The sequence below is a fragment of the Bradyrhizobium sp. STM 3843 genome, from assembly GCF_000239815.1.
In the GTDB taxonomy this organism is placed as follows: Bacteria; Pseudomonadota; Alphaproteobacteria; order Rhizobiales; family Xanthobacteraceae; genus Bradyrhizobium.
Window position 1 is genome coordinate 26278 of record NZ_CAFK01000263.1, and the last position, 22228, is coordinate 48505.

At 61.4% G+C, this 22228-nt stretch carries 22 protein-coding genes and 1 pseudogene; 9 read left to right on the plus strand and 14 right to left on the minus strand.

The features are described from left to right. Positions 1-106: 106 nt before the first annotated feature. Positions 107-568: a MarR family winged helix-turn-helix transcriptional regulator gene (locus tag BRAS3843_RS27125; protein WP_244425483.1), complete on the minus strand. Its 462-nt coding sequence runs from the start codon at positions 566-568 to the stop codon at positions 107-109. 173 nt (positions 569-741) lie between these two features. On the opposite strand from BRAS3843_RS27125, the gene BRAS3843_RS27130 reads away from it, so the two are divergent. From BRAS3843_RS27130 to BRAS3843_RS27165, 8 genes and pseudogenes are all read left to right on the plus strand, one after another. Further along, positions 742-1149, plus strand: coding sequence for a hypothetical protein (locus BRAS3843_RS27130; protein WP_244425484.1), 408 nt, complete (start codon positions 742-744; stop codon positions 1147-1149). 27 nt (positions 1150-1176) lie between these two features. Further along, positions 1177-2496: a Rieske 2Fe-2S domain-containing protein gene (locus BRAS3843_RS27135; protein ID WP_008972325.1), complete on the plus strand. Its 1320-nt coding sequence runs from the start codon at positions 1177-1179 to the stop codon at positions 2494-2496. Positions 2497-2554: 58 nt separating this feature from the next. Then, positions 2555-3517 carry a PDR/VanB family oxidoreductase gene (locus BRAS3843_RS27140; RefSeq protein WP_008972326.1) on the plus strand — a complete coding sequence of 321 codons (963 nt, stop codon included), beginning with the start codon at positions 2555-2557 and terminating at the stop codon, positions 3515-3517. Positions 3518-3612: 95 nt separating this feature from the next. Next, complete coding sequence (locus tag BRAS3843_RS27145) at positions 3613-4785, plus strand: ABC transporter substrate-binding protein (RefSeq protein WP_347379591.1); 1173 nt, start codon at positions 3613-3615, stop codon at positions 4783-4785. A gap of 73 nt (positions 4786-4858) precedes the next feature. Then, positions 4859-6151 (plus strand): CoA transferase, encoded by a 1293-nt coding sequence (locus tag BRAS3843_RS27150; protein WP_008972328.1) that lies wholly within the window; start codon positions 4859-4861, stop codon positions 6149-6151. After that, positions 6151-7344 (plus strand): acetyl-CoA acetyltransferase, encoded by a 1194-nt coding sequence (locus BRAS3843_RS27155; RefSeq protein WP_008972329.1) that lies wholly within the window; start codon positions 6151-6153, stop codon positions 7342-7344. The genes BRAS3843_RS27150 and BRAS3843_RS27155 overlap by 1 nt, the downstream gene beginning before the upstream one ends. Beyond that, on the plus strand, positions 7341-7793 hold the full coding sequence (locus BRAS3843_RS27160) for a zinc ribbon domain-containing protein (protein ID WP_008972330.1): 453 nt from the start codon (positions 7341-7343) through the stop codon (positions 7791-7793). Before BRAS3843_RS27155 ends, BRAS3843_RS27160 begins: the two co-directional genes overlap by 4 nt. A 135-nt stretch (positions 7794-7928) precedes the next feature. After that, positions 7929-8156, plus strand: a pseudogene (locus BRAS3843_RS27165) (hypothetical protein); the annotation flags it as partial. A 110-nt stretch (positions 8157-8266) separates the two neighbouring features. On the opposite strand, the gene BRAS3843_RS27170 reads toward BRAS3843_RS27165, so the two are convergent. The 7 genes from BRAS3843_RS27170 to pdhA form a co-directional block, all read right to left on the minus strand. Beyond that, positions 8267-8623 carry an MTH938/NDUFAF3 family protein gene (locus tag BRAS3843_RS27170; protein WP_008972332.1) on the minus strand — a complete coding sequence of 119 codons (357 nt, stop codon included), beginning with the start codon at positions 8621-8623 and terminating at the stop codon, positions 8267-8269. 221 nt (positions 8624-8844) lie between these two features. Beyond that, entirely contained in the window at positions 8845-9129 is a 285-nt protein-coding gene (locus BRAS3843_RS27175) for a GYD domain-containing protein (protein ID WP_008972333.1), read from the minus strand. A 142-nt stretch (positions 9130-9271) separates the two neighbouring features. Further along, positions 9272-10039 carry a slipin family protein gene (locus BRAS3843_RS27180; protein WP_008972334.1) on the minus strand — a complete coding sequence of 256 codons (768 nt, stop codon included), beginning with the start codon at positions 10037-10039 and terminating at the stop codon, positions 9272-9274. After that, positions 10036-11445 carry a nodulation protein NfeD gene (locus tag BRAS3843_RS27185; protein ID WP_008972335.1) on the minus strand — a complete coding sequence of 470 codons (1410 nt, stop codon included), beginning with the start codon at positions 11443-11445 and terminating at the stop codon, positions 10036-10038. The genes BRAS3843_RS27180 and BRAS3843_RS27185 overlap by 4 nt, the downstream gene beginning before the upstream one ends. Before the next feature lie 154 nt (positions 11446-11599). Then, positions 11600-12700, minus strand: coding sequence for a dihydrolipoamide acetyltransferase family protein (locus BRAS3843_RS27190; RefSeq protein WP_008972336.1), 1101 nt, complete (start codon positions 12698-12700; stop codon positions 11600-11602). Between the two features lie 19 nt (positions 12701-12719). After that, positions 12720-13700 (minus strand): alpha-ketoacid dehydrogenase subunit beta, encoded by a 981-nt coding sequence (locus BRAS3843_RS27195; protein WP_035982918.1) that lies wholly within the window; start codon positions 13698-13700, stop codon positions 12720-12722. Continuing rightward, entirely contained in the window at positions 13693-14757 is a 1065-nt protein-coding gene (gene pdhA, locus BRAS3843_RS27200) for a pyruvate dehydrogenase (acetyl-transferring) E1 component subunit alpha (RefSeq protein WP_008972338.1), read from the minus strand. The genes BRAS3843_RS27195 and pdhA overlap by 8 nt, the downstream gene beginning before the upstream one ends. A 230-nt stretch (positions 14758-14987) precedes the next feature. On the opposite strand from pdhA, the gene BRAS3843_RS27205 reads away from it, so the two are divergent. Then, entirely contained in the window at positions 14988-15473 is a 486-nt protein-coding gene (locus BRAS3843_RS27205) for an adenosine-specific kinase (RefSeq protein ID WP_008972339.1), read from the plus strand. A 6-nt stretch (positions 15474-15479) separates the two neighbouring features. On the opposite strand, the gene ugpC is transcribed toward BRAS3843_RS27205, so the two are convergent. From ugpC to BRAS3843_RS27235, 6 genes are all read right to left on the minus strand, one after another. After that, positions 15480-16574, minus strand: coding sequence for a sn-glycerol-3-phosphate ABC transporter ATP-binding protein UgpC (gene ugpC, locus BRAS3843_RS27210; protein WP_008972340.1), 1095 nt, complete (start codon positions 16572-16574; stop codon positions 15480-15482). Positions 16575-16577: 3 nt separating this feature from the next. Further along, the gene (locus BRAS3843_RS27215) at positions 16578-17429 is read right to left on the minus strand and encodes a carbohydrate ABC transporter permease (RefSeq protein ID WP_008972341.1); all 852 of its coding nucleotides are present in this window, start codon (positions 17427-17429) and stop codon (positions 16578-16580) included. A gap of 3 nt (positions 17430-17432) precedes the next feature. Then, positions 17433-18377 (minus strand): sugar ABC transporter permease, encoded by a 945-nt coding sequence (locus BRAS3843_RS27220; RefSeq protein ID WP_008972342.1) that lies wholly within the window; start codon positions 18375-18377, stop codon positions 17433-17435. Positions 18378-18452: 75 nt separating this feature from the next. Beyond that, on the minus strand, positions 18453-19784 hold the full coding sequence (locus tag BRAS3843_RS27225; protein WP_008972343.1) for an extracellular solute-binding protein: 1332 nt from the start codon (positions 19782-19784) through the stop codon (positions 18453-18455). 380 nt (positions 19785-20164) lie between these two features. After that, a complete protein-coding gene (locus BRAS3843_RS27230; RefSeq protein ID WP_244425485.1) occupies positions 20165-21139 on the minus strand; it encodes a HAMP domain-containing sensor histidine kinase in 975 nt (324 codons plus the stop codon). Between the two features lie 391 nt (positions 21140-21530). Further along, positions 21531-22193, minus strand: a complete 663-nt coding sequence (locus tag BRAS3843_RS27235; RefSeq protein ID WP_008972346.1) for a response regulator transcription factor — start codon at positions 22191-22193, stop codon at positions 21531-21533. Between the last annotated feature and the right edge of the window lie 35 nt (positions 22194-22228).

Consider the following 22228-nt stretch of genomic DNA (forward strand, 5'->3'; position numbering starts at 1 on the left):
GGACGATGTCGGTTTGGGGCGGGTGCCCGCTGTGCGGGACGCGCTGCTGCACGCGCGCACGCTCTATGGCAAATGACGCTCTTGTTCGGGGTGTCCGGCGTCGAGCTCAAGCCCGCTTCGTGCTGGCTGGGCCGCCTGCACGGCGTTCTCCGTCGGCGAGCGGTTCCAACGTCGATGCCTTGGCGATCGCCTGCAGGCATTTGAGAAAATGGGCGCGGTCTTCCTTGTCCAGGGGCGCCAGCATGATGTTCTGCAATTGGGCTGCGGCCGGAACCACGGCGAGGAGGGCTTCCTCACCTCTTGAGGTGATCTGAACCTGGAACGAGCGAGCGTCATCCACGTTGCGCTTCCTGGAGACGAGCTTGCGGGCTGTCATGCGTTTCAGCATCTCACTCAGCGTGTTGCGGTCGCAGCTGATCCGCTCTGCCAGTACGGAAGGGGTTAGGGCGCCAAGCTGGTACAGCGCCATGAGGACACCAAACTGGCGCGGCGTGATGTCTGTCTGGCTGGTCAGGCTTTGATAAAGGGCATCGTAGCGGGCTTCCAAGAGTCGTAGCAGGAAGCCCATACCGCCTTCGAGCTGCCACCCACGGGCCATCTCCGCGGCTGAGCTCGTCTTGGTGTCCCTACCGACTGACATGCTGTCCTGGTCCCGGCTAACGTTCCATTTCGGATCAGCCGTTACCAGCTGGCTCGATTGCTCTCAATCTTCTCAGCAGCAAGGCGAAGTGCACCTGTGGAATGAAAGGCGTTTGGTGCTTGCAAAGCAATCGCAATTATAATACGTATACGTATCAAAATGGAGCGCCACAAGACGCTCTCGGGGAGGTTCCAGTGGTCCTGAGCGACTTCTTGGCGGTGCCTTATCTGTTGCGGGCCGAAGCGATCGAGAGCGAGCCCGGGCGTTGGCTCATTCGTGTCGCGTACCCTGAATTGCCTGGCTGCACGGTTGAAAGCGCGGTGGTCGAAGATGCCTTGATGGAGCTGGAGCGGCGACGAATCGAAATCATCGTGGGGCTGGTCGAGCAAGACAAGCAGCCGCCTGTGCCACGCCCGCCGCTCGCGGTCTCCGACCCGCTTTGGGCTGCGCATGATCTCGGCTTGTCGGAGCGCGTGGCTCAGCTTTTGAGCCCGCCACCGAAGCAATAATCGCACAATCCGCCTCAGGAGGACCCAATGCTGACGCACGAAGACAATGAACGACTGGTGAGGGTCGGGAAGGGCACGCCCCTTGGCGAACTTTTTCGCCTGTACTGGATTCCATTCCTGCCGTCAGCGGATCTGGTGACCGACGGCCAGCCGAAGCGCATCCGGTTGCTCGGCGAGGACCTCGTTGCTTTCAGGGATTCCGAGGGACGTGTCGGCTTGGTCGAGCAGGCCTGTCCGCATCGCGGTGCGCCGATGGTGTTCGCACGCAATGAGGATTGCGGGCTGCGCTGCGTCTACCACGGCTGGAAATTCGACGTGAGCGGCGCCGTGACGGACATGCCTGCCGAACCGGTCCGCAGCCGCCTCAAGGAGCGGGTCGGGATCAAGGCCTATCCCTGCAAAGAGCGCAACGGAATGATCTGGACCTATATGGGTCCGGAGCAGACCGAGCTGCCGCCGCTCCCCAATCTCGAGTGGAATTTGGTGCCGCAGGACCAGGTGCATATTTCAGTGCGGGTCCAGGAATGCAACTGGCTGCAGGCGGTCGAGGGTGAGATTGACTCGGCACATGCGCCGCTGCTGCACGGGCGGTTGGACGCGCAGGGGACCACGAGCGCCTGGATTCAGAAGCGCGATCTTCGCCCGACATTCGAATGCATCAAGCAGGATTTCGGGATGAGTATTGCGGCCCGGCGCAACTATGACGCCAACACGCTGTACTGGCGCGTCAATCAATTCATGTTGCCGTTCTACACGCTGGTGCCGCCGTTGTCTCCGTTCCCCGATCTGAGCGGCCATGCCTGGGTACCGATCGACGACGAGAACACGCTTTGCATCATGTTCTCGTATCATCCCTCGAAGCCGCTGCTGCCGAAGACGCGTCAGGTCTTCGCGGAAGGGCACAATGGCCGGGAGAGCGGCCATGCCAGCCGCCATGCGCTCGTCGAGCACCCGGTGACCGTCCCCTATGCAGGGTACTGGACCAAGTACAACCCGCAAAACGGCTTTCAATTCAACTACGAAGCCCAGCAGACGACATGGTTCTCGGGCCTTCCAGGTCTTTGGGTCCAGGACGGCGCGTGTCAGAGCGGCGTCTCGCCGATCTTCGACCGCACCAGGGAGAATCTCTGCTCCAGCGATACCGGCATCGCCATGACCAGGCGGTTCATCCTGGAAGCACTCGGTGCCTACCGCGATCACGGCGTCAAACCGAAGGGGGTCACCGATCCCGATGTGTTCATGGTGCGGGCGGTATCGCTCCGATTGCCGCCGGAAGAGCAGTGGGCCGATGTCGGCGCGCCCTTCATGAGGGCCAGGCTCGGGACTGATTTCGGCTACGAGGTGTGAGGCCGGACAATGCTGCACATGAGTAGCGCTCAGCACACCCCCCGCGAGGATCGACTGGATGGCTGACCCGATCATTGAGCTACGCGTGAAGCGGATCACCTACGAGGCGGAAAACATCAACTCGTATGAGCTGGTGGCGCCGGATGGCGCCGAGCTTCCTCATTTCACAGCGGGGGCTCACATTGATCTGCATCTGTCGAGCGGCCTCATTCGCAGCTACTCACTGGTGAACGATCAGCGGGAGCGGCACCGTTATGTGGTCGCGGTCAACAAGGAGGCGGCAAGCCGCGGCGGCTCCGCCTTCATCCATGACCGGATCAGGGCTGGAGACGTGGTCACCGTCTCCTGCCCGCGGAATAATTTCGCGCTTCATGAAGCGGCGGATCGTTCGATCCTGATTGCGGGTGGCATCGGCATCACACCGATCCTGTCGATGATCCGCCGCCTCGAGTTTTTGGGACGCGATTGGGAGTTGTTCTATGCCGCAAGAATGCGGCGGGCCGCGGCCTTCCTTGACGAACTGAATGCCCTTCGGCCGAACGTCCACCTGAAACTGCATGTTGATCTGGACGACGAGCGATCGGGCCGGGTCTTCGACCTCGCCGCCATCGTGGGGAGGGCACCGGCAGACGCCCATCTCTATTGCTGCGGTCCAATCCCAATGCTGGAGGCATTCGAGGCTGCGACCCTGGGCCGTCCCTCCGACCTCCTACACGTGGAATATTTCAAGGCCAGGGAGGCGCCGGCCATTGAGGGCGGTTTCGAGGTCCGCCTCGCGCGGAGCAATCGCATCATCCCCGTGGAGAGCGGCAAGACAATTCTGGATGCACTGATGGATGCAGGCGTGCCGGCGAACCACGCTTGCATGGAAGGGGTCTGCGGCACCTGCGAGACGCGGGTGATCGACGGCATACCGGACCACCGCGACCAGTTTCTGAGCAAGGAGGAGCAGGAAGCCAACAAGACCATCATGATCTGCTGTTCGGGCGCAAAGTCCAAGACGCTGACTTTAGACATCTAAATACGTCGAACCACAAACAATCAACAATATAAAAACCGGGGAAACCAATGACGCGACTGTCGCGATATCTATCGCTGTCCTTGCTTGCCATGTCCATGTGCTCGGCTTTGGCAGCCGAAGCGAGGTCAATCAAAATCGGCGTGCTGAACGATGCGTCGGGTCCCTATTCCGACAACGCCGGGGAAGGGTCCGTCACGGCGGCAAAGCTGGCCGCCGAGGATTTCATGCAGAACCATCCGGATTTCAAGGTCGAGATCGTTTCGGCGGATCACCAGAACAAGCCCGACGTCGGCGCGGCCATTGCCCGTCGCTGGATGGAGCAGGGGAATGTCGATGCGATCGCGGACGTGCCGAACTCCGCCGTCGGCCTCGCGGTGAACGAGGTCGTACGTGGCAGCAAGGTGGCTCTGGTCGCGTCCAGCGCGGCGTCTTCGGACCTGACCGGGAAATACTGCTCACCCAATACGATCCAGTGGACGTTCGACACCTGGGCTGCATCGCATACGCTCGGAGACTATCTCGTCCATCACGGCGGCAAGAAATGGTATTTCATCGCGACCGACAATGCGCTCGGAAAGTCGATGGTGCGGGACGGGACGTCGGTGATCTCCGCGGGAGGCGGCACGGTGCTCGGCTCCGTCAACGTTCCCATCAACACTGCCGACTACGCCTCGTTCATCCTCCAGGCGGACGGCTCAGGCGCTGATGTCATCGCGTTTGCGACGGCCGGGGGCGACACCGTGAATCTGATCAAACAATCGGCTGAATTCGGTCTCAAGCAGAATGGGCGTACCTTTGCTGCGCTGCTGACTACCACGAACGATGTGGAATCCAGCGGGCTATCGGTCGGGCAGGGGCTCATCATTACGCAGCCCTTCTATTGGGATATGGACCAGGCCAGCCGCGCCTGGTCTGCGCGGTTCACTGAGCGGCAGCACGGCCAATCGCCGACAGCATTCCATGCCGGCGTGTATTCGTCGGTGCTGGCTTATCTGAATGCCGCGCTTGCGGCCGGGACGAATGATGCGCCCGCCGTCATCCGGAAGATGAAGGAAACCCCGATCGACGATGCGCTGTTCGGTCCGGTGGTCGTGCGTGCCGACGGTCGCGCGATCCACAACATGTATATCTTCAAGGTGAAGGATCCCAAGGCCTCGAAGAGCAAATGGGACCTGCTGGAGAAGGTCGGAGTTCTCAGCGGGCAAGAGGCGTTCCGGCCGCTCGAGCAGGGCGGATGCAGCTTGGTCGATCAGCCGAAGGGAAATTGAGAGCGATGTGCTCGGAAGCGGGGACGCGTCGACGCTCACGTTCCCATTTTATTGCTGCAAACTGGGAAGAGACATGTTGGACCATATCGAAGAAGAGTTTCCGGCGCACACATCGCGGCCGCCCGATGCGCCGAAGGCGCTTCAGGGCATACGCGTGGTCGATTTTTCGCACTTCATTGCGGGTCCTTTCGCGACCATGATTCTGGCCGACATGGGAGCCGAGGTCATCAAGATCGAGCCACCGGGCCGCGGGGACGACTTGCGCCGTTACCCGCCGGTGCATTCGGGCCTCAAACTTGGCGCGCCCTTTCTATGGACCAACCGCAACAAGTGGAGTGTTGCCCTCGACTTGAAATCACCGGAGGCGGTCGAGGTCGCGCGGCAGCTCATTGCGACCGCAGATGTCGTGGTCGAGAATTTCTCGACGGGGGTCATGGAGCGGTTCGGCTTGAGCTACGAGGAGTGCTGCAAGCTGAAGCCCGACATTATCTATTGCTCGGTGTCTGCCTATGGACGCGAGGGGCCATTCGCCGATCGGCTCGGGTTCGATCCGATCGCCCAGGTCGAGAGCGGGTTCGTATCCATGAACGGTTATGCCGATCGTGAAGGTGTACGAGCGCTCTCGCCCGTCATGGATATCAGCACGGCAATGATGGCCTGCAACGCGATCCTGGGGGCGCTTGTCGCGCGTGAGCGCACTGGGCTTGGCCAAGCCGTCGAGGTCTCCTTGTTCGACAATGCCGTGCTGATGACCGGTTATGCGACGATGCAGCATTTGTTCACCGGCGCCAATCCGCAGCGTCACGGCAATACCAGTCCGGACACCTGCCCGTCCGGCGTGTTTCAGGCCGAAGATTGCGCCTTCTATATTAACTGCGGCAACGACAAGATTTTTCAGCGCCTGATGTCCCAGGTGATCGATCGCCCCGATCTGGCCGCCGCGGATGTCTACGCGACGGGGTCGGATCGGATTCGGCGGCGTGATGATCTGTTCGCCATCCTCGGCGCCGCCTTTGCGCAGCGGCCCTGGTCTCATTGGCAAATGCGAATGCGAGCGGCTGGTGTGCCATGCGGACGGTTGCGGACCGTCGGTGAAGCGATTCGCTCACCTGAAGCGAGGGACCGGGGCATCGTCACGCGGATTCCGCATGATACGGTCGGCTGGGTTCCGAACGTGAATTCGCCGATCCGCTATTCGCGAACACCGATTGCCGACCCCATTGCCGCACCGGCGGTGGGACAACATACAGAGATCGTCCTGCGCGATCTGCTCGGCTACGATGACACGAGCCTGGCACGTCTGACGGAAGCCGGCGCGTTCGGCACTCGCATGGCGAAGACGATCGCCGAGGATGCCAAAACCTGATGTCACGGCAAACATCCGAGCGGACCCTGCGAGGGCGTGTTGCCGTCATCGGCATCGGCGAAACGCAGTATTATCGGCACGGCGCCTCGCCGGATGCCGAATTCAAGCTGGCTCTCAAAGCGATCCTGGCCGCCTGCGACGATGCCGGCATCGATCCGCGTGAGATCGACGGCTTCTCATCCTACAGCGACGACCGCAGCGAGGCCTCGCGCCTGGCCGCCGCGCTCGGCATCCGCCAGCTTCGCACAGCGACCATGCAATGGGGCGGCGGCGGGGGCGGCTGCTGCGCCGCAGTCGCGAATGCTGCGGCGTCCATCGTCGCGGGCCTAGCCGATTGTGTCGTGGTGTTCCGCTCATTGGCCCAAGGCGAATATGGCCGTTTCGGTCAGACCAGCGGTATCGTCAGCCTTTCGGGCGAGAAGGCCTATCTGATGCCCTATGGTGTGCTGGCGCCGCCGCAGCGTTTTGCCATGCGCGTTCGCCGTTTCATGCACGACTACGGCGTTCGCCAAGAGGCGCTGCGTGCGATTGCGCTCGCATCCTACCATCATGCGCAAGCCAATCCGCGGGCGATCATGCATGGCAAACCGCTCGATCCCGACAAATACGACGCGTCGCGCTGGATCGTGGAGCCTTTTCATCTTTACGATTGCTGCATGGAGAATGACGGCGCGGCCGCGCTCGTGCTCGTTGCTGCCGAACGGGCCGCAGATTTCCGCAACAAGCCGGCCTATCTGCTAGGCGCGGCCGTTGGATCGGGATTTCGCGCCGGAGCCGCGCCGCATAACGCGCCACATTATGCCAGCGCGAGCTTCGACACCGTGGCACCTGATCTCTATCGGATGGCGGGTGTCGGCCCGATGGATGTCGGCGTGGTTCAGAGTTACGAAAATTTCACCGGGGGCGTGGTGATGGCGCTGACCGAGCACGGATTTTTCCGGCCGGACGAGGCGAATGAGTTTCTCACGTTTGAAAACCTCGTGGCGCCATCGGGCCGGCTGCCGCTCAACACCAGCGGCGGCAACCTCGCAGAATGCTACATGCACGGCTTCGAGCTCGTGCTGGAAGCGGTGCGCCAGGTGCGCGGCACGTCCGTGAACCAGGTACGGCGGAATGACGTAGCGATGGTGATCGGCGGGCCAATGGTCACACCTGTCAGCGATCTCCTCCTTGGCTCAGAGGCGACGCTATGAGCAGCCCAAAGAGTTCGTTTTATCTTCCCGGCGGGCTTCCTGCTCCAGTGGCCGAGCCTGATGGCCTGTCCGCACCCTATTGGGCGGGCTTGCGGCAGGAGCGGCTCGTTGTGCAGCGCTGCAGCCGATGCGGCACTTGGCAATTCGGGCCCGAATGGATCTGCCATCGATGTCATGCGTTCGATCCGGAATGGGTCGAGGTCGCCCCGCAGGGCCGCATCTTCAGCTGGGAACGGGTCTGGCATCCGTCGCATGCGGCTCTGCGGGAGCATGGTCCTTATCTTGCCGTGCTCGTGGAGCTGCCGCATGCCGGCGGCGTTCGCATGATCGGCAATCTCTTGGGCGACCCATTGCGGGCGGTCACGGTCGGGGCCGAGGTTGCGGGCGTGTTCGAGCATCATTGCGATTCTGATCCGCCATACTCGTTGTTGCAGTGGAGCCTTCGCTAGCCTCGCGGCGATATTTCGATCTCTTGCCGGTGACCTCGATCTCTGACCCCCCCAAGGCGGCGTACCGGCTGGCCGATTGGCTGCCATGGGCATACCTGGTCGTGCCGGGTGTGATCCTGATCAAGAATGGCAGCTTCCAGCGAGCGCCATCCGGTCAGCGTTCCCGAGATTCCGGCCTATCTGGACTGTCTTCTGAGCGACGAGCCGCTGACCGGGGGCGTGGCGCCGGCAATTGGACGGAGCCATCTTCGCGCGCTGACGGTCCTCGGCTTCCCGCACGTCACCTTTCCAGGCCTGCTCGATGAATTGAACCGTCTCGGTGTAGCCTATCGCTGGGCAACCCGGTTCATTCCGCTCGATCGCGAGCTACGGCCCAACCTGCGCCAACAAGCAGGGTTGCCGATCTTTCTCAACCGCGCGTTATAGTCGGGGTCGCAATTGCGGCCCGCAGCGAACGTTTTGCCTGCAAATGCTCAACAAGTCACGTGAAAGAGCCCAATCCGCCTTGCGCTGGACCCGTTGAACATCTGGATCGCCTCGGGTGTCGGCTTCACTAAAACTTGGCAACCTTTTCTTTCGAAATAGGTTTCAGCTTCCGGTGACAAGTGCACGTTGCCCATCTGACCCGAGCCAATGACGACCTGGTCGCACCCCTTCTCGAAGAGAAACTTTGCCTCGTCTTCCGAAAGCACGTGCGAGGTACCATAGAGCTTCTTTGATAACTTCTTTTTCCGCTTCACAACTTCGCCGGAAAGACGAACGACGACGTCATGCTCGTAGGTTTTTCCGTCGATCGTAATCGTGCCAAATGTGGTGCCGTCAATCTTCATCGTGATCTCCGCCCGGTCATCCAACGCAGTGCTCGGCATGACGTCGACGCATTCCGCAACAGAGGTGCCAACACAACGACAAGGTTTGCGGTTGCTCAATCCAGCGTGGGCTGGATTCTAATCCAGGGACGACAAGTATCCCTGTAATCTGAGCCAGCTTTGTCTCCCCGGCGCGCAACGGTTGCGTGGCCGTGAGCACGATTCATCTTCCGTCTAGGCGCTTAGTCCGACGCGTCCTTGATTGCGGCCTCGAAGGTCTTGGTCTCGAAGGCCGGCATACTCTGGATCCGCCCCAGACCATGGGTGGAGTACCAGACAGAAAACGCGAGGACCGCCTCCGGCTTCGGGGCATCGACAATGTCGACGAAATCGTAATAGCCTTGCGTGTAGTGGATCGACTCGATCTTGATACCCAGCTTGTCGAGCTTTGCCTTGGCCTTGCCGACCCGGTCCGACTGCTTTTTTGCCCACTCCGGGCTCAGATTTCCGAGCAATACGTATTTCATGGCCACCTCCACGGTACGTTGATGATCTTGCGCGAAGGACGACGCAATTATACGTCGTTTGGTGCACCACGCCTACGCCGTTTCGCGTCACGGAATTGTGTAGCCGATCGCTTCAAGCGAGCCGACGTCCCGTCGGAGGTCTTCAAAGTCGGGTTGCTCCTGTCCGTGGAGAAAGATGGTCAAGCAAATTCATCGGCAACGGAAACACCACGGTGGATGAGCGCTCGCCCGCTATGTCATGCAGCGCCGCGAAATACCGCAGCTGCATCGCCAGCGGCTCCTGGGCGAGGACGTGACCGGCTTCAACGAGTTTCTCGGCGGCCTGCTGCTCGCCCATCGCATTGATCACCTTGGCGCGCCTCAGCCGCTCCGCCTCGGCTTGCTTGGCAATCGCGCGCACCATGGTCTCGTTGAGATCGACATCCTTAATCTCGACAGTGGTGACCTTGATGCCCCAGGCGTCGGTTTGCTGATCAAGGATCTCCTGAATGTCCGCGCTCAGCCTGTCGCGTTCCGCCAGCATCTCGTCCAGTTCATGCTTGCCGAGCACCGAGCGGAGTGTGGTCTGTGCCAGCTGGCTGGTCGCGACCATGTAGTTGCCGACCTTGATGATGGCTCGCTCAGGATCAATGATGCGGAAGTAAAGAACGGCATTGACCTTGACCGAGACGTTGTCGCGCGAGATCACGTCCTGGGGCGGTACTTCCTGCACCATGACCCTGAGATCGACCTTCACCATCTGCTGCACCACAGGAATGAGGATGAAGAGGCCGGGTCCCTTCACTCCGGTGAAGCGGCCGAGCGTGAAAATCACGCCGCGCTCGTATTCTCTAAGAATACGAATGGCTGCGGATAGTAATAGGACTATGACAATCGCGAGCGCTGCATAGGCCAGATAATCGAGCATCATCGCGCGTCTCCTTTATCGATCAGCGCCGGGCGGCGGCGGACCACCAGGGTCAGATCTATGATATTGGCAACCTCAACCGTTTCGCCCGGCGTGAAGGTTTCAGCGCCACGCGCTCGCCAGCGTTCACCGTGTGCGAAGACGTGACCTTCGTTCTCGGTCCAGTCGAGCACCTTGGCAGACAGGCCACGCATGGCTTGCGCGCCTGCTCGCACCGGAGACTTGCGGGCACGCCGCAGCGAGCCAAGCACGACGAGAACGAGGCCAGTGAATATCGCCGCGGTGGCGCCGATGAGGAACCATGACAGCTGGAAGCCCGGCGCTTCAACGTTGAAGAGCATCATCGCTCCGAGCACAAAAGCAACGAGTCCGCCAAGGCCGATGACGACGGTCGGGTTGAAGGCTTCGATGGCGAGTAGCGTGATGCCGACCAGCATCAATCCGAGGCCGGCGTAGTTCGTGGGCAACATATTGAGAGCGTAGAGGCCCAGCAGCAGGCAGATTGTCCCGACGACTCCGGGAGCAACCATACCGGGGGACAGGAACTCGAAAATCACGCCGTATGTGCCGACCATCAAGAGAATGAAAGCAACATTGGGATCGGTGATCACTGCCAGGAATCTTGAGATCCATCCGGGATCGATCGCTTCCTGGACGGCATCCTTGGTCGCGAGCTGCCGCATTTCGCCGCCTGCAACTTCCACCACGCGGCCATCCACGGCGTTGAGCAAATCGCTCGGACTGCGCGCGATGAGGTCGATGACATTCGCTTGCAGCGAGCCATTGGCGGAGAGGGTGGCAGCCTCGCGGACCGCCTTCTCGGCCCAGTCGGCATTGCGGCCGCGCAGCTCGGCAAGACTGCGGATGAAAGCGACGGCATCATTCGTAGCCTTGGCCGTCATGGCGTCCTTCGGCTTTGGCTCGGACTTAGGTTGGCCGTCGCTGTCCTTGTTGTCTTTGCCGGTCTTGTCCGGGTTGCTGTCCGGCAGGCCCGGCAGCGCACCGCCGATCTGCACTGGCGTCGCGGCACCGAGATTGGTGCCAGGTGCCATCGCGGCGATATGGGTTGCGTAAAGGATGTAGGTGCCGGCGCTGGCCGCATGGGCTCCGGAAGGAGCGACGTAACCGATGACCGGAACGGGCGAAGCCAACACATCGGCGATGATCTCGCGCATGCTGGTCGCGAGGCCGCCTGGTGTGTTCAGACGGAGAATGACAATCTCGGCGTGCCGTTCGGCTGCCTTGGCCAAAGCGTCTTTCACGTAGGCGGCTGTCGCCGGGCCGATCGCGCCGTCGATCGAAATCGTCAGTGCAAGACTATCTTTCTCCCTCGCCGTGACGGGAAGGAGGGAGGCCATCAGAGCGACGACTGTAATCGCCGCAACGAGAGTCGTCTTTACGGTCTGCACGGCAAGGACTCCCTTGCCATAAACATATGGGGGTTCCGCTCGGGAACCTCAATGTGTTCGCAAGAACCGGCACCTGGAGATGACGCTATTTGACGCGTTGTGCGGTGCGGCCGGCCAGGTCAGCCGAGCGAAGTCCTGTGGGTGTGCTTCCGGTTCACGTAGTCAGCTCGAGGTCCTGCCTGAGTGCGACCAGGAAGCGGGCGGCTTCACCGCCCGTTACCACGCGATGGTCAAAGGTGAGCGACAACGGCAGCACACGCCGCACTGCAGGCTGACCCCGATAGGCCACCACGCGTTGAGAAATCCGGCCGGCGCCGACAATAGCCGCTTGCGGCGGCACGATGATCAGATTGGCAAATCGGCCGCCGATCATCCCGAAATTCGACAGAGTAATGGTTGCGCCGCGTAATTCTTCCGGGGGTATCGAGCGCGCAATGGCGTCAGCCCGCAGCCGCTCGAGTCCGGCCCGCAAGTTCGATACGCTCCGCCCGGCGACATTACGCAACACCGGAACGATGAGACCTCCCTCGGTATCGACGGCGATACCGAGATCGACGCGTTCGATCAGACGCCGCTCCCGTGTGCCGGAATCATACCAGGCATTGAGTGCGGGTTCTGCCCTGCAGGCTGCCGCGATGGCCCGTGCCAGGCGGATTGTTATGTCCTCGTCCGTCCGCCAATCGTCGATATCGGCCTCATCGGTGACGGTTGCCGCGACGATCTCGGAATGCGACGCGGTCATGCGTTGGGCCATCGCGCGCCGCAAGCCGCGGAGGGGCTCAGCGGGGCCGGTTCGGGACATACTCCTTGCGGCCCGCTCGACATCGGCGCGCGTTATGCTGCCGCCCGGTCCCGTGCCCTCGACGAGTTCAAGAGCGACGTTGAGCTTGCGCGCCAGTGCACGTACCGCCGGAAATGCCTGAGGTCCCAGATCCGTCGGGCGCGCGGAAGGCATTCCCGCCGCCGGCGGACGCTCGTCGCCGCCCAGTTCACCGACTATTGTGCCGGTGTCCTGCTCAGCTCCTTCCGCAAACTCCACCAACGGCGTACCGACCTTCACGAGATCTCCCTTGGCGCCAAAGAGGTGCGCAATGCGTCCACTCGACGGCGCGGGTATTTCAACGACCGCCTTGTCGGTTTCGACGGAGAGCAGGGGTTGATCCGTGACGACGTGGTCGCCCTCGTTGACATACCAGGTGACGATCTCCGCCTCTTCAAGACCTTCTCCCAGATCTGGCAGCATGAACCGGTGCATGGGGCAGAATCCATCGCGGTTAGCTGAACTGGCACAGCTTGCGTGCGGCGGTTACGATGCGTTCGACCGATGGCATATAGTACTGCTCGAGGCGGGCCATCGGGATGATCGTGTCGTAGCCGGTCACGCGGGTCACAGGGGCAAGCAGCGAGGCGAGGCCACGTTCGGCGAGAGTAGCGGCGATCTCGGCTCCGAATCCGCCAGTGCGCGCCGCCTCGTGCACGATGAGGCAGCGCCCGGTCTTCGCGACCGAACTCAGTACGGCGTCTTCATCATAGGGTTTGAGCGTGGCAAGATCGATGATCTCGGCGGAAATGCCTTCGGCTGAAAGCGGATCGGCCGCGGCCGTGGTTTCCTTCAGCGCCGCGCCCCAACTGATTATCGTGATGTCGCGGCCATCCCGGAGCACGAAGGCATGATCCAGCGGCAAGGCTTCGCCATTGTCTTCCACCTCGCCTTTCGCCGCGCGATAAAGGCGTGTTGGCTCGAGGAACACCACTGGATCGGGATCGCGGATCGCGGCGAGGAGAAGTCCATAGGCGCTTTCCGGCGACGAAGGCATGACGACACGCAGCCCAGGAATATGGGCGAGCATCGCTTCGGTGCTTTCGGAATGATGCTCGGGCGCGCGAATGCCAGCTCCATGCGGCGTGCGCAGGACCATCGGACAGGTGAGCCGTCCTTGAGTGCGGTTGCGCATTCGGGATGCGTGGTTCACCAGCTGATCGAGGCATGGATAGATAAATCCCATGAACTGGATCTCGCCGACCGGCTTCAGCCCTTGGGCCGCCATACCGACGCAGAGCCCGCTGATGAGGAGTTCGGCAAGCGGCGTATCGAGCACGCGCTCCGAGCCGAAGCGCTTCTGGAGGCCCGCAGTTGCGCGAAAGACGCCTCCATTGATGCCGACATCTTCGCCGAGCACGACCACGCCTGGATCATCCTGCATCGCCCGTGCCAGCGCCAGATTGACGGCCTCGACCAGGGTCATCTCAGGCATCGCGCTCTCCCGCGAGTTCACGGCGCTGCGCGGCATAGGCCTCTGGCAGATTGGCATAGAGATGATCGAACATGGTCTCGGGCCGGCGTGGCGCCGTGGCCAGGTAGCGTTCGACTGCCGCCTCGATGCGCTCATTACAGTCGGCGGCAAGCTTCTCCTCGTCCGCCTTGCTCCACATTTTCCGGCTGAGAAGATAGCTTCTCAGCCGCGCGATCGGTTCTTTCTTCCAGTGAGCCTGGACTTCGTCAGGAGAGCGATAACGCGATGCATCGTCAGAGGTGGTGTGGTCACTGAGTCGGTAGGTGACAGCCTCGATGAAGCGGGGGCCCTTGCCTTCGCGGGCCGCGGTAATGGCTTCTTCCGCCGCGGCGCGCACGGCGAGCACATCGCTTCCATCGACCTGTTCGCCCGTGAATCCGGCGGCGATAGCCTTCTGAGCCAAAGTCTCGCAAGCAGTTTGCTGTCGTAACGGTACCGATATGGCCCATTGATTGTTGGTGGCGACGAACACCACCGGCAGATTATGGACACCGGCAAAATTCATCGCCTCGTACACATCGCCCTTCGAGGTGGCGCCGTCGCCGAACATACAGACCGCGACGCGTGGCTCCTTGCGCAGCTTGAAGGCATACGCAACGCCGGCGGCATGCGGCGCCTGGGATCCGACGGGGACGCAGAACGGGAAATCATGCTCCGGTCCGGAGAAGTGATTGCCCCGCTCGTCGCCGCCCCAGAACAGCAGGATCTCCTCAAGCTTGACGCCACGCCAGATCAGCGCACCATTGTCGCGATAGGAGGGAAGCAGCACATCTTCCTCCCGCATTGCGCTGGCAATCCCGACCGATACCGCTTCCTGGCCGAGCGAAACGGCATAGGTTCCGAGCCGACCGGTGCGCTGCAATGCAACCGCCTTTCGGTCAAACAGTCGCAGCAGCAGCATGAACCGATAAAGCGCAACGAGTAGCCTGGCGTCGGAAGCGAAGGCGGGGAGTGGACGGTTGATCGAGCCGTCGGGCGCGAGGTAATTGCGGTAGCGCACTTCGAAGCGCGCGATCACGGGGAGCTCTTGATTTGCTCTTTTGCTGGCCACGCTCTCACTCCGGAGCGATGCTGCCTCCACAGCTCGTCATGTGGCGCTTGCACGCGCGCTTTGCAATACCATGGCAGGTTCGCTCTGGCGTGCTTTCGGCCCGCGGGAGGCGGCGAAGTAGGCCGCCAGTGGCGGCTTGCAATCGCCTTCCGGCGGCCTACCATGGATAGTGCAGCTCACCCTATAGGAGCGCGGCCATGGAACTCGCCGTGGTACCCATCGTCAAGCCGGATGCCGCCAACTTCATTTTCGGCCAGTCGCATTTCATCAAGACCGTGGAAGACCTTCACGAGGCGCTGGTGGGCGCGGTTCCGGGCATCCGCTTCGGGCTGGCCTTCTGCGAGGCCTCCGGTAAGCGGCTGGTGCGTTGGTCCGGAAATGACGAAGCCGCCCTGGTCCTCGCACGTGACAACGCATTGGCCATCGGCGCCGGCCACACTTTCCTGATCTTCCTTGGCGATGGATTCTTTCCCGTCAACGTGCTGGCCGCGGTGCGCGCGGTGCCGGAGGTCTGCCGCATCTATTGTGCGACAGCCAACCCGACACAGGTGATTGTGGCTCAAACCGAGCTGGGGCGCGGCGTGCTCGGCGTGGTGGACGGCGCCTCGCCGCTGGGTGTGGAGACAGACGCTGACATTGCGTGGCGGAAAGACTTGCTGCGTAAGATCGGCTACAAGCTGTAGTGGCCATTAAATCGCAGCTTGTGACGGACCGTCGAAGAAATACAGCCGGTCGGGATTCACGGCGAGGCGAAGCTGATCGCGGACTTTCGCGCGGACCGTCGGCTCTACCGCTGCCGCCATCGTGCTGGGGCCAACCTTCACGTCCAGGAGGATCTCCGACCCGAGCTTCTCGACGACCTCGACCATGGCATCGAAAGCCACGTCTGCCGGGTCTCTGCTGGAGGCCACGCGCAGGTCCTCCGGGCGGATTCCAAGTGTGACGTGTTCTCCCACATGCTTACGAAGCCGGCCCGCGACCTCGGCCGGAAGTTTGATATGGATGCCTTCGTTGTTGGCCCATAGGAGGCCGTTCGCGTCAGCGGCGATCGTTACCGTCGCGAAATTCATCGCGGGCGAGCCGATGAACCCGGCAACGAAGCGGTTGGCGGGCGCATTATAGAGTTCGAGCGGCTCGCCGACCTGCTGAACGACACCATCTCTCATGACGACGACGCGATCGCCGAGTGTCATCGCTTCAACCTGATCATGGGTCACATAGATGGCGGTGGTGCCGAGGCGAGCATGGATCTTCTTGATCTCCACCCGCATCTGGACGCGCAGCTTGGCGTCGAGGTTCGACAGCGGCTCGTCGAACAGAAACAATTTCGGATGCCGAACGATGGCGCGGCCCAGGGCGACACGCTGGCGCTGGCCGCCCGAGAGTTGTCGCGGCTTGCGCTGCAGCTGCGCCTGGATGCCAAGGATCTCGGCCGCTGCCTTCACGCGCGCGTCGATCTCCGCGCGACCGAACCGGCGCATCTTCAAGCCGAACGCCATGTTGTCGTAGACGTTCATGTGCGGGTAGAGGGCGTAGTTCTGGAACACCATGGCGATGTCGCGATCCATTGGTGGTAGCTCGTTGACGATCTTGTCGCCGATCAGGATTTCGCCAGAGGTGATGGATTCGAGCCCGGCCACCATGCGCAGCGTCGTGGTCTTGCCGCAGCCGGAAGGGCCGACGAGAACCACGAATTCCTTGTCATTGATCTCGAGGTTCACGTCCTTGACGGCATGGACCCCGTCAAACGTCTTGTTCAAGTTGCGTATCACGACCGGCGCCATGGTTCACCCTTTGACCGCTCCGGTGAGACCGGCGACGTAGTACTCGACAAAGAACGAGTAGACGAATGCGACCGGTATGGACCCCAAAAGGGCGCCTGCCATCAGCGAGCCCCAGTAGAATACGTCACCGCGGATCAGTTCCGACGTGACGCCGACTGAGACGGTCTTCTCCGCGGGGGAGGACAGGAAGACCAGGGCATAGATGAACTCATTCCACGACAGCGTGAATGCGAAGATCCCGGCCGAGAGGATCCCAGGCACTGCGATGGGAAAGATGATGTAGAGCATAGCCTGCCAGCGGGCCGCACCGTCGATGCGGGCACATTCCTCGAGCTCCCGGGGGATCGCCTTGAAGTAGCCCATCAAGAGCCAGGTGCAGAAAGGAATCAGGAATGTGGGATAGGTCAGGATCAGCGCCCACGGCGTATCGCCGAGGCGGAAGTTGCGGATGATGTCAGCCAAGGGAATGAAGAGAAGAGTCTGAGGAACGAGGTAGGTGATAAAAATTGCGGTGCCGAGCATGCCGGCGAACCGAAATTTGAGGCGGGAGAGCGCGTAGCCGGCCAAGAGCCCGCAGAACAGCGAGATCAGCGTCGCAGCAATCGAGATCAAGAGGGTGTTGAGCATCCAGGTGCTGAACAACGTCTCCTGCAGCAGATAGGTGATGTGATCGAGGGTCGGATGCGAGGTCCAGAACGGCGCGTAGTTCGGCGCACTCCAGGGGCGATAGAGTTCGCTGTCGGGCCGTACCGCGGTGACCAGCATCCAGTAGAACGGAAATAGCAGTGTGAAGATAAAGGCGCAGAGCGGGATGTAGAAGAAAATCCAGCGGCGCCATTTTGCACCTTCGATCATGGCTCAAAGGGTCTCCACCCGGCGGATGTAAAGGAGTTGCACGATCACCACGACGAGCAGGACCGGAAACATGGCGAGCGAGATCGCCGCGCCCTGGCTCAACAGCCCGGTGCCGACTCCGATCTGGTAGGCATAGGTCGCGAACAGTTGGGTGGCGTTGGCAGGCCCACCCCCGGTCAGCACATAGACGAGTTGAAAGTCGGCAAACGTCTGGATGACCGAGAACAGAACCACCACCATCGTGACCGGCAGGAGCAGCGGCCAGGTCACGTACCAGAATCGTTGCCAGGGCCTTGCGCCGTCGATCGCCGCAGCATCCTGCAATTCCGGATTGATCGTCTGCAGGCCGGCCAGGAGGCTGATCGCGTAAAATGGGACGCCGCGCCAGACATTGACGATGATCACGGAGATCAGCGCCAGGCTCGGATCACCCAGCCAATTGATGCGGCTGCTAATGATGCCGAGCCTGAACAGCGTCCAGTTGATCACGCTGAAAGTGGGGTCGAACATCCACTTCCATGCGAAGGTCGAGAGCACCGTGGGGATGATGAACGGTAAAAGGATGAAGGCGCGTGTAAGGGCCTTTCCCTTAAAGTTGCGATTGAGGAGAAGCGCAAGCCACAGGCCGAGAGCGAGCTTGAAGACGGTCGTCACCGCCGTGTAGACAATCGTGTTCCACACCGCGACACGGAAGATGCTGTCATTCAACAGCCCAACGAAGTTCTGCATCCCGACAAAATTGCCGGGTACGCCGACCTTGGCATCAGTCACCGATAACTCCACGCCCTTGACGAACGGGTAGGCAATGAAGAGGCCGAGCAGCACCATGGTCGGCACCAGCAGGACGAGCGCGAGCCAGCGCTCGTCCTCGAGAAGGCGCGTGACCGGCCACCGGCGCACGGAGCCCGTGTAGGTGTCCGATGTCGTTGTGACGTCGCTGACGGCCATCTCAGGTCCTCTCGACCACGGCCCGCTCGCCCCTAAATTCATTTACCGCCCGGCGCTTCAGGGCCGGATCAGGTTCTAGGCGTGGACGCTCGCAACTTCCCCATGCGCCCAGTTCACTGCGTCCTCGGCCGCCATTCCTTGCACCGCCTTCGCATACATATCGATGATGATGTACTTGCTCAACACCTCGGCCGCATGCCGGTCGGCTGGCCCCTCATAGCCCGGGAAGCGGCCCGCGCGCGCGGCCGTTCGGAAGGGCAGCATGACCGGATCCTTCTCCCACAGCTTGTCCTTCTCCCAGATCGTCGTCGCACCAACCGTATAGCCCTGCTGGGTGTCGAACCATTTCTGGTAGACTTCCTTCGAGGTGATCCAGCGCAAGAACTCCTTGGCCGCCTTCTGATTGCTGGAATAAGCGAGCAGCATATTGGACATCGGCAGGTGATAGCCAAACTGACCGGCCGCGCCCTTGGGGAGAGGCGCGTGCAGGATGTCCTGCCAGAGTGGCGTGCCCTTCTCGGTCACATAGGTCTCGGGCTTGCGCTTGGCCTCAAGGTAGATCGAGGCTCCGTTCAGCGTGCAACTGCAGGTGCCCGAAAGGAACGCGCGATTGTTGCTGGAATCGTCCCAGGCAAGCCCGCCTTCATCATAGGCGTCCTTCCAGAAGCCAGTCATGAACTTGACCGACTCGGTCGTCTCCTTGGAGTTCAGCACAACGGTCTTGCCATCGGCCTGCACTTCCTTGCCGCCGAACGACCACATGTAGGGATAAGCGTACGTTGGCGCGTCGCCGAAGGTGTGGCCGAGTGTTTGTCCCATCGGATGTCCGTTGGCTTTGAGCAGCTTGCCTGCGGCACGATACTGCTCCCAGTTCTGCGGGAATTGGCCTGTGGGATAGCCGACCTCCTCGAACCAGGACTTGCGGTAGGCCAATAGCGCCCCGACAATGCACCAGGGAGCGGCGAGCCATTTCTTGCCGTCATTGGCGACGACCTTCGATTCATCGTAGTAACCCCCCTGGGCCTTGCCGATCTCCTCGGCGACGTCGCTGACGTCGACGACGCTCTCGGGGTAAAGCTGCGGCCAGTTGTTGAGAGCACATATGATGTCCGGACCGGAGCCGGATTGGATCGCAGAGGTGGTGCGGGCCTGGATGTCGTTGCCGTTGATCATTTCGATCGTGAGCTTGATGCCGAGCGCCTTCTCGCACTCCGGGACTATCTCCTTCAGGAGCAGGGCGTCGGAGGTCGGGACGAAATCGTTCCACCGCAACCAGTGAAGCGTGGTCGCCTGGGCGTAGGCTGGCGCCTGCTTCAGGGCAAGGATTGACGCTATTCCTCCCGCCCTTGCCGCGAGTGCACCGCCACCGGACAGCTTGAAAAGCTCACGCCGACTTATGCGCGCCATGGTATGTTCTCCCTGTTAGCTTGTGCCGAATTCTCCTCTTTTGGAAGTCCGTAAAGGATTTGGGCGTGAAGGAGTTGAGATTCAACATGCCCAATGTCCATGCTGTCGGAAGGCGAGCGGCTCCGATCTCGCCCAGATCGATAGTTCAAATTCTGCGTTAACAGGATACCTGTGCGGCTGCGTTGCTCGCCATCGCACAGGTTTAGGCGCTGCGACTTTCAGGCGCTGCGGCTGGCCGGCGGAAAAACGCGGTGCAACAAAATTTTTGCGAGTGCGCAACGACGTTTCGATGCCACCTTCCGGTGGACTGTAACGCGCGCCGGTCTCATTGAGCTGATCGAAGAGCCGCGCACTTGTGGTCCCGCAGCGGGACCGGCGAACTAGGTCACAGCGCTCTTCTTCTTGAGCACCAGCTTCATGGCAACACCGCCATCGCGCGAGTCATCGATCCACAATTGGCCGTCGTAGAGAACGGCCAGATCCCGGGCGATTGCAAGCCCGAGCCCGGTGCCGGGTTTTTGTTCGTCGAGCCTCACGCCGATGTCGAAGATGCGCACTCGATGCTCCCTGGGGATGCCGGGGCCATCGTCCTCCACCGAGATCAGAACGGTGCTCCCGAGGTCGGCAACTGCGACAACGACGCGTTGGCGTGCCCATTTGGCGGCATTGTCGAGCAGATTCCCGATCAGCTCGATGAGGTCGTTGGGATCGCAGCTCACCACGATGTCGGCGTGTCCTTCGACCTGAAATCGCTTGTCGCGTCCTGCACCAAATCGCGAATAGGTGCTGATCAGCGTTTGCAAGATATCGGCCAGCACCGCACAGGATCCGGCATTGGTCGAAGCCGACGCGCGGGCGCGCGCCGTCTGGTAGTCGATCAACAGGTTCATCCGCGAGCACTGCTCCAACAGAATCTTTGCCTTCTGCTCGTTGCCGGATGCCCTCAGCTCCTTCGCTTCCTCGTTGAGAATGGCGAGTGGCGTCTTCAGCGCATGAGCGAAGTTCCCCGCCAGGACGCGGGCGCGCTCGACTATGCTGAGATTGGCACTGATCATTCCGTTCAACTCGGTGACCAGAGGCATGATCTCGTCGGGCAGATCTTCGGGCAGGCGGCTGGTCTTGCCGGTGCGGACCGCCGCGACCGCAGTGCGTATGCGCGCAAGAGGCCGCAGGCCATAGGCAACCTGGGCGTAAGCGGTGCCCACCATCGCGAACGCCATCAGGCCCAGCGCGGTCGCGAGCGTCAAGTTCAACTGCTTCATCTCATCGCTGATCAGCCGCTCATCGGCACCAACACGGATTTCGACGGCTTCCTGCAAATGCGGCGGCCGGCTGATGTTTCGGATCAGACGCATTGGTCCGGTAGGGCCCTCAACATTGATCGGGACGGTGTTCAACTGAGCACGTTCCTGTTCAGGACCGGACGGAAGCGACAGCGTGTCCTGCAATGAGGATGAACGGATGGTGGCGCCATTCGGCAGCAGGACTTGCCAATAAAGACCCGACCGCGGGGGAGAAAATCGGGGGTCACTCAGGTCTCGCGCGATGAAAGGCCTCACCTCGGCGTCGATTCCAACGAGGCCGATAAGCTCACGGGCGTGATCCTGAAGGTCATGATCGAACTGCGCCGCGACGACTCGGCGGAACACGGCCGAAAGCCCGATCCCGCTCACGAGCAAGACAAGCGAGATCCAGATCGCTGCGCCAGCGATCATGCGAGCACGGAAGTTGCGGCCGAACATTGGTCTATCCGATGCGATATCCCATGCCTCTAATCGTGCGAATGCAATCCCGTCCGAGCTTCTTCCTGAGCCGGGCGATGTAGACTTCCAGTGTATTTGAATCGCGAGAAGCGCTGCCCGAATAGATGTGCTCCAACAGCTCGGGCTGGGAAACGATCCGATCGGGGTGGCGCATCAGGAACTCGAGAATGCGCAATTCGAGCGGACTCACGCTGACTGTCTGGCCGCCCTTGCTGACGAGGCCGGCGGCCGCATTCACCTCGATCTGACGCTGGCGCAGCACCGCATCCGGCTTGCTGGAGGCGCGACGGAGCAGCGAGTTGATGCGGGCGACGAGCTCCTGCGCTTTGAACGGTTTTTCCAGGTAGTCATCCGCGCCGGCGTTGAGTCCATTGACGCGTTCCACCCAGCCGCTGCGGGCGGAGAGGATCAGGACAGGCAGCGTGCGCCCTGCGTGCCGCCAGCGTTGCAGCACGTCGAGGCCGGATACGCGGGGCAGGCCGAGGTCCAGAACGGCAGCATCATAGGTCTGAGTGTTGCCCAGCATCCACCCCTCGTTCCCGTCCGTCGCAAGGTCTGCTTCGAATCCGGCTTCAGTCAGGCTTTCCCTGATCCGGTCGGCGTAAACAGCCTCGTCCTCTATCAGCAAGATGCGAATGGTAGCCACCCCGGTCGCCCACTATGGATCTGCCTTCGTCGCGC

Bases quoted from the DNA above. Each gene is read 5' to 3' on its own strand.
- BRAS3843_RS27125 (WP_244425483.1), bottom strand. From the start codon at position 568: ATGGGCTTCCTGCTACGACTCTTGGAAGCCCGCTACGATGCCCTTTAT.
- BRAS3843_RS27130 (WP_244425484.1), top strand. From the start codon at position 742: ATGAAAGGCGTTTGGTGCTTGCAAAGCAATCGCAATTATAATACGTAT.
- BRAS3843_RS27135 (WP_008972325.1), top strand. From the start codon at position 1,177: ATGCTGACGCACGAAGACAATGAACGACTGGTGAGGGTCGGGAAGGGC.
- BRAS3843_RS27140 (WP_008972326.1), top strand. From the start codon at position 2,555: ATGGCTGACCCGATCATTGAGCTACGCGTGAAGCGGATCACCTACGAG.
- BRAS3843_RS27145 (WP_347379591.1), top strand. From the start codon at position 3,613: ATGTGCTCGGCTTTGGCAGCCGAAGCGAGGTCAATCAAAATCGGCGTG.
- BRAS3843_RS27150 (WP_008972328.1), top strand. From the start codon at position 4,859: ATGTTGGACCATATCGAAGAAGAGTTTCCGGCGCACACATCGCGGCCG.
- BRAS3843_RS27155 (WP_008972329.1), top strand. From the start codon at position 6,151: ATGTCACGGCAAACATCCGAGCGGACCCTGCGAGGGCGTGTTGCCGTC.
- BRAS3843_RS27160 (WP_008972330.1), top strand. From the start codon at position 7,341: ATGAGCAGCCCAAAGAGTTCGTTTTATCTTCCCGGCGGGCTTCCTGCT.
- BRAS3843_RS27170 (WP_008972332.1), bottom strand. From the start codon at position 8,623: ATGAAGATTGACGGCACCACATTTGGCACGATTACGATCGACGGAAAA.
- BRAS3843_RS27175 (WP_008972333.1), bottom strand. From the start codon at position 9,129: ATGAAATACGTATTGCTCGGAAATCTGAGCCCGGAGTGGGCAAAAAAG.
- BRAS3843_RS27180 (WP_008972334.1), bottom strand. From the start codon at position 10,039: ATGATGCTCGATTATCTGGCCTATGCAGCGCTCGCGATTGTCATAGTC.
- BRAS3843_RS27190 (WP_008972336.1), bottom strand. From the start codon at position 12,700: ATGCACCGGTTCATGCTGCCAGATCTGGGAGAAGGTCTTGAAGAGGCG.
- BRAS3843_RS27195 (WP_035982918.1), bottom strand. From the start codon at position 13,700: ATGCCTGAGATGACCCTGGTCGAGGCCGTCAATCTGGCGCTGGCACGG.
- BRAS3843_RS27205 (WP_008972339.1), top strand. From the start codon at position 14,988: ATGGAACTCGCCGTGGTACCCATCGTCAAGCCGGATGCCGCCAACTTC.
- ugpC (WP_008972340.1), bottom strand. From the start codon at position 16,574: ATGGCGCCGGTCGTGATACGCAACTTGAACAAGACGTTTGACGGGGTC.
- BRAS3843_RS27215 (WP_008972341.1), bottom strand. From the start codon at position 17,429: ATGATCGAAGGTGCAAAATGGCGCCGCTGGATTTTCTTCTACATCCCG.
- BRAS3843_RS27220 (WP_008972342.1), bottom strand. From the start codon at position 18,377: ATGGCCGTCAGCGACGTCACAACGACATCGGACACCTACACGGGCTCC.
- BRAS3843_RS27225 (WP_008972343.1), bottom strand. From the start codon at position 19,784: ATGGCGCGCATAAGTCGGCGTGAGCTTTTCAAGCTGTCCGGTGGCGGT.
- BRAS3843_RS27230 (WP_244425485.1), bottom strand. From the start codon at position 21,139: ATGCGTCTGATCCGAAACATCAGCCGGCCGCCGCATTTGCAGGAAGCC.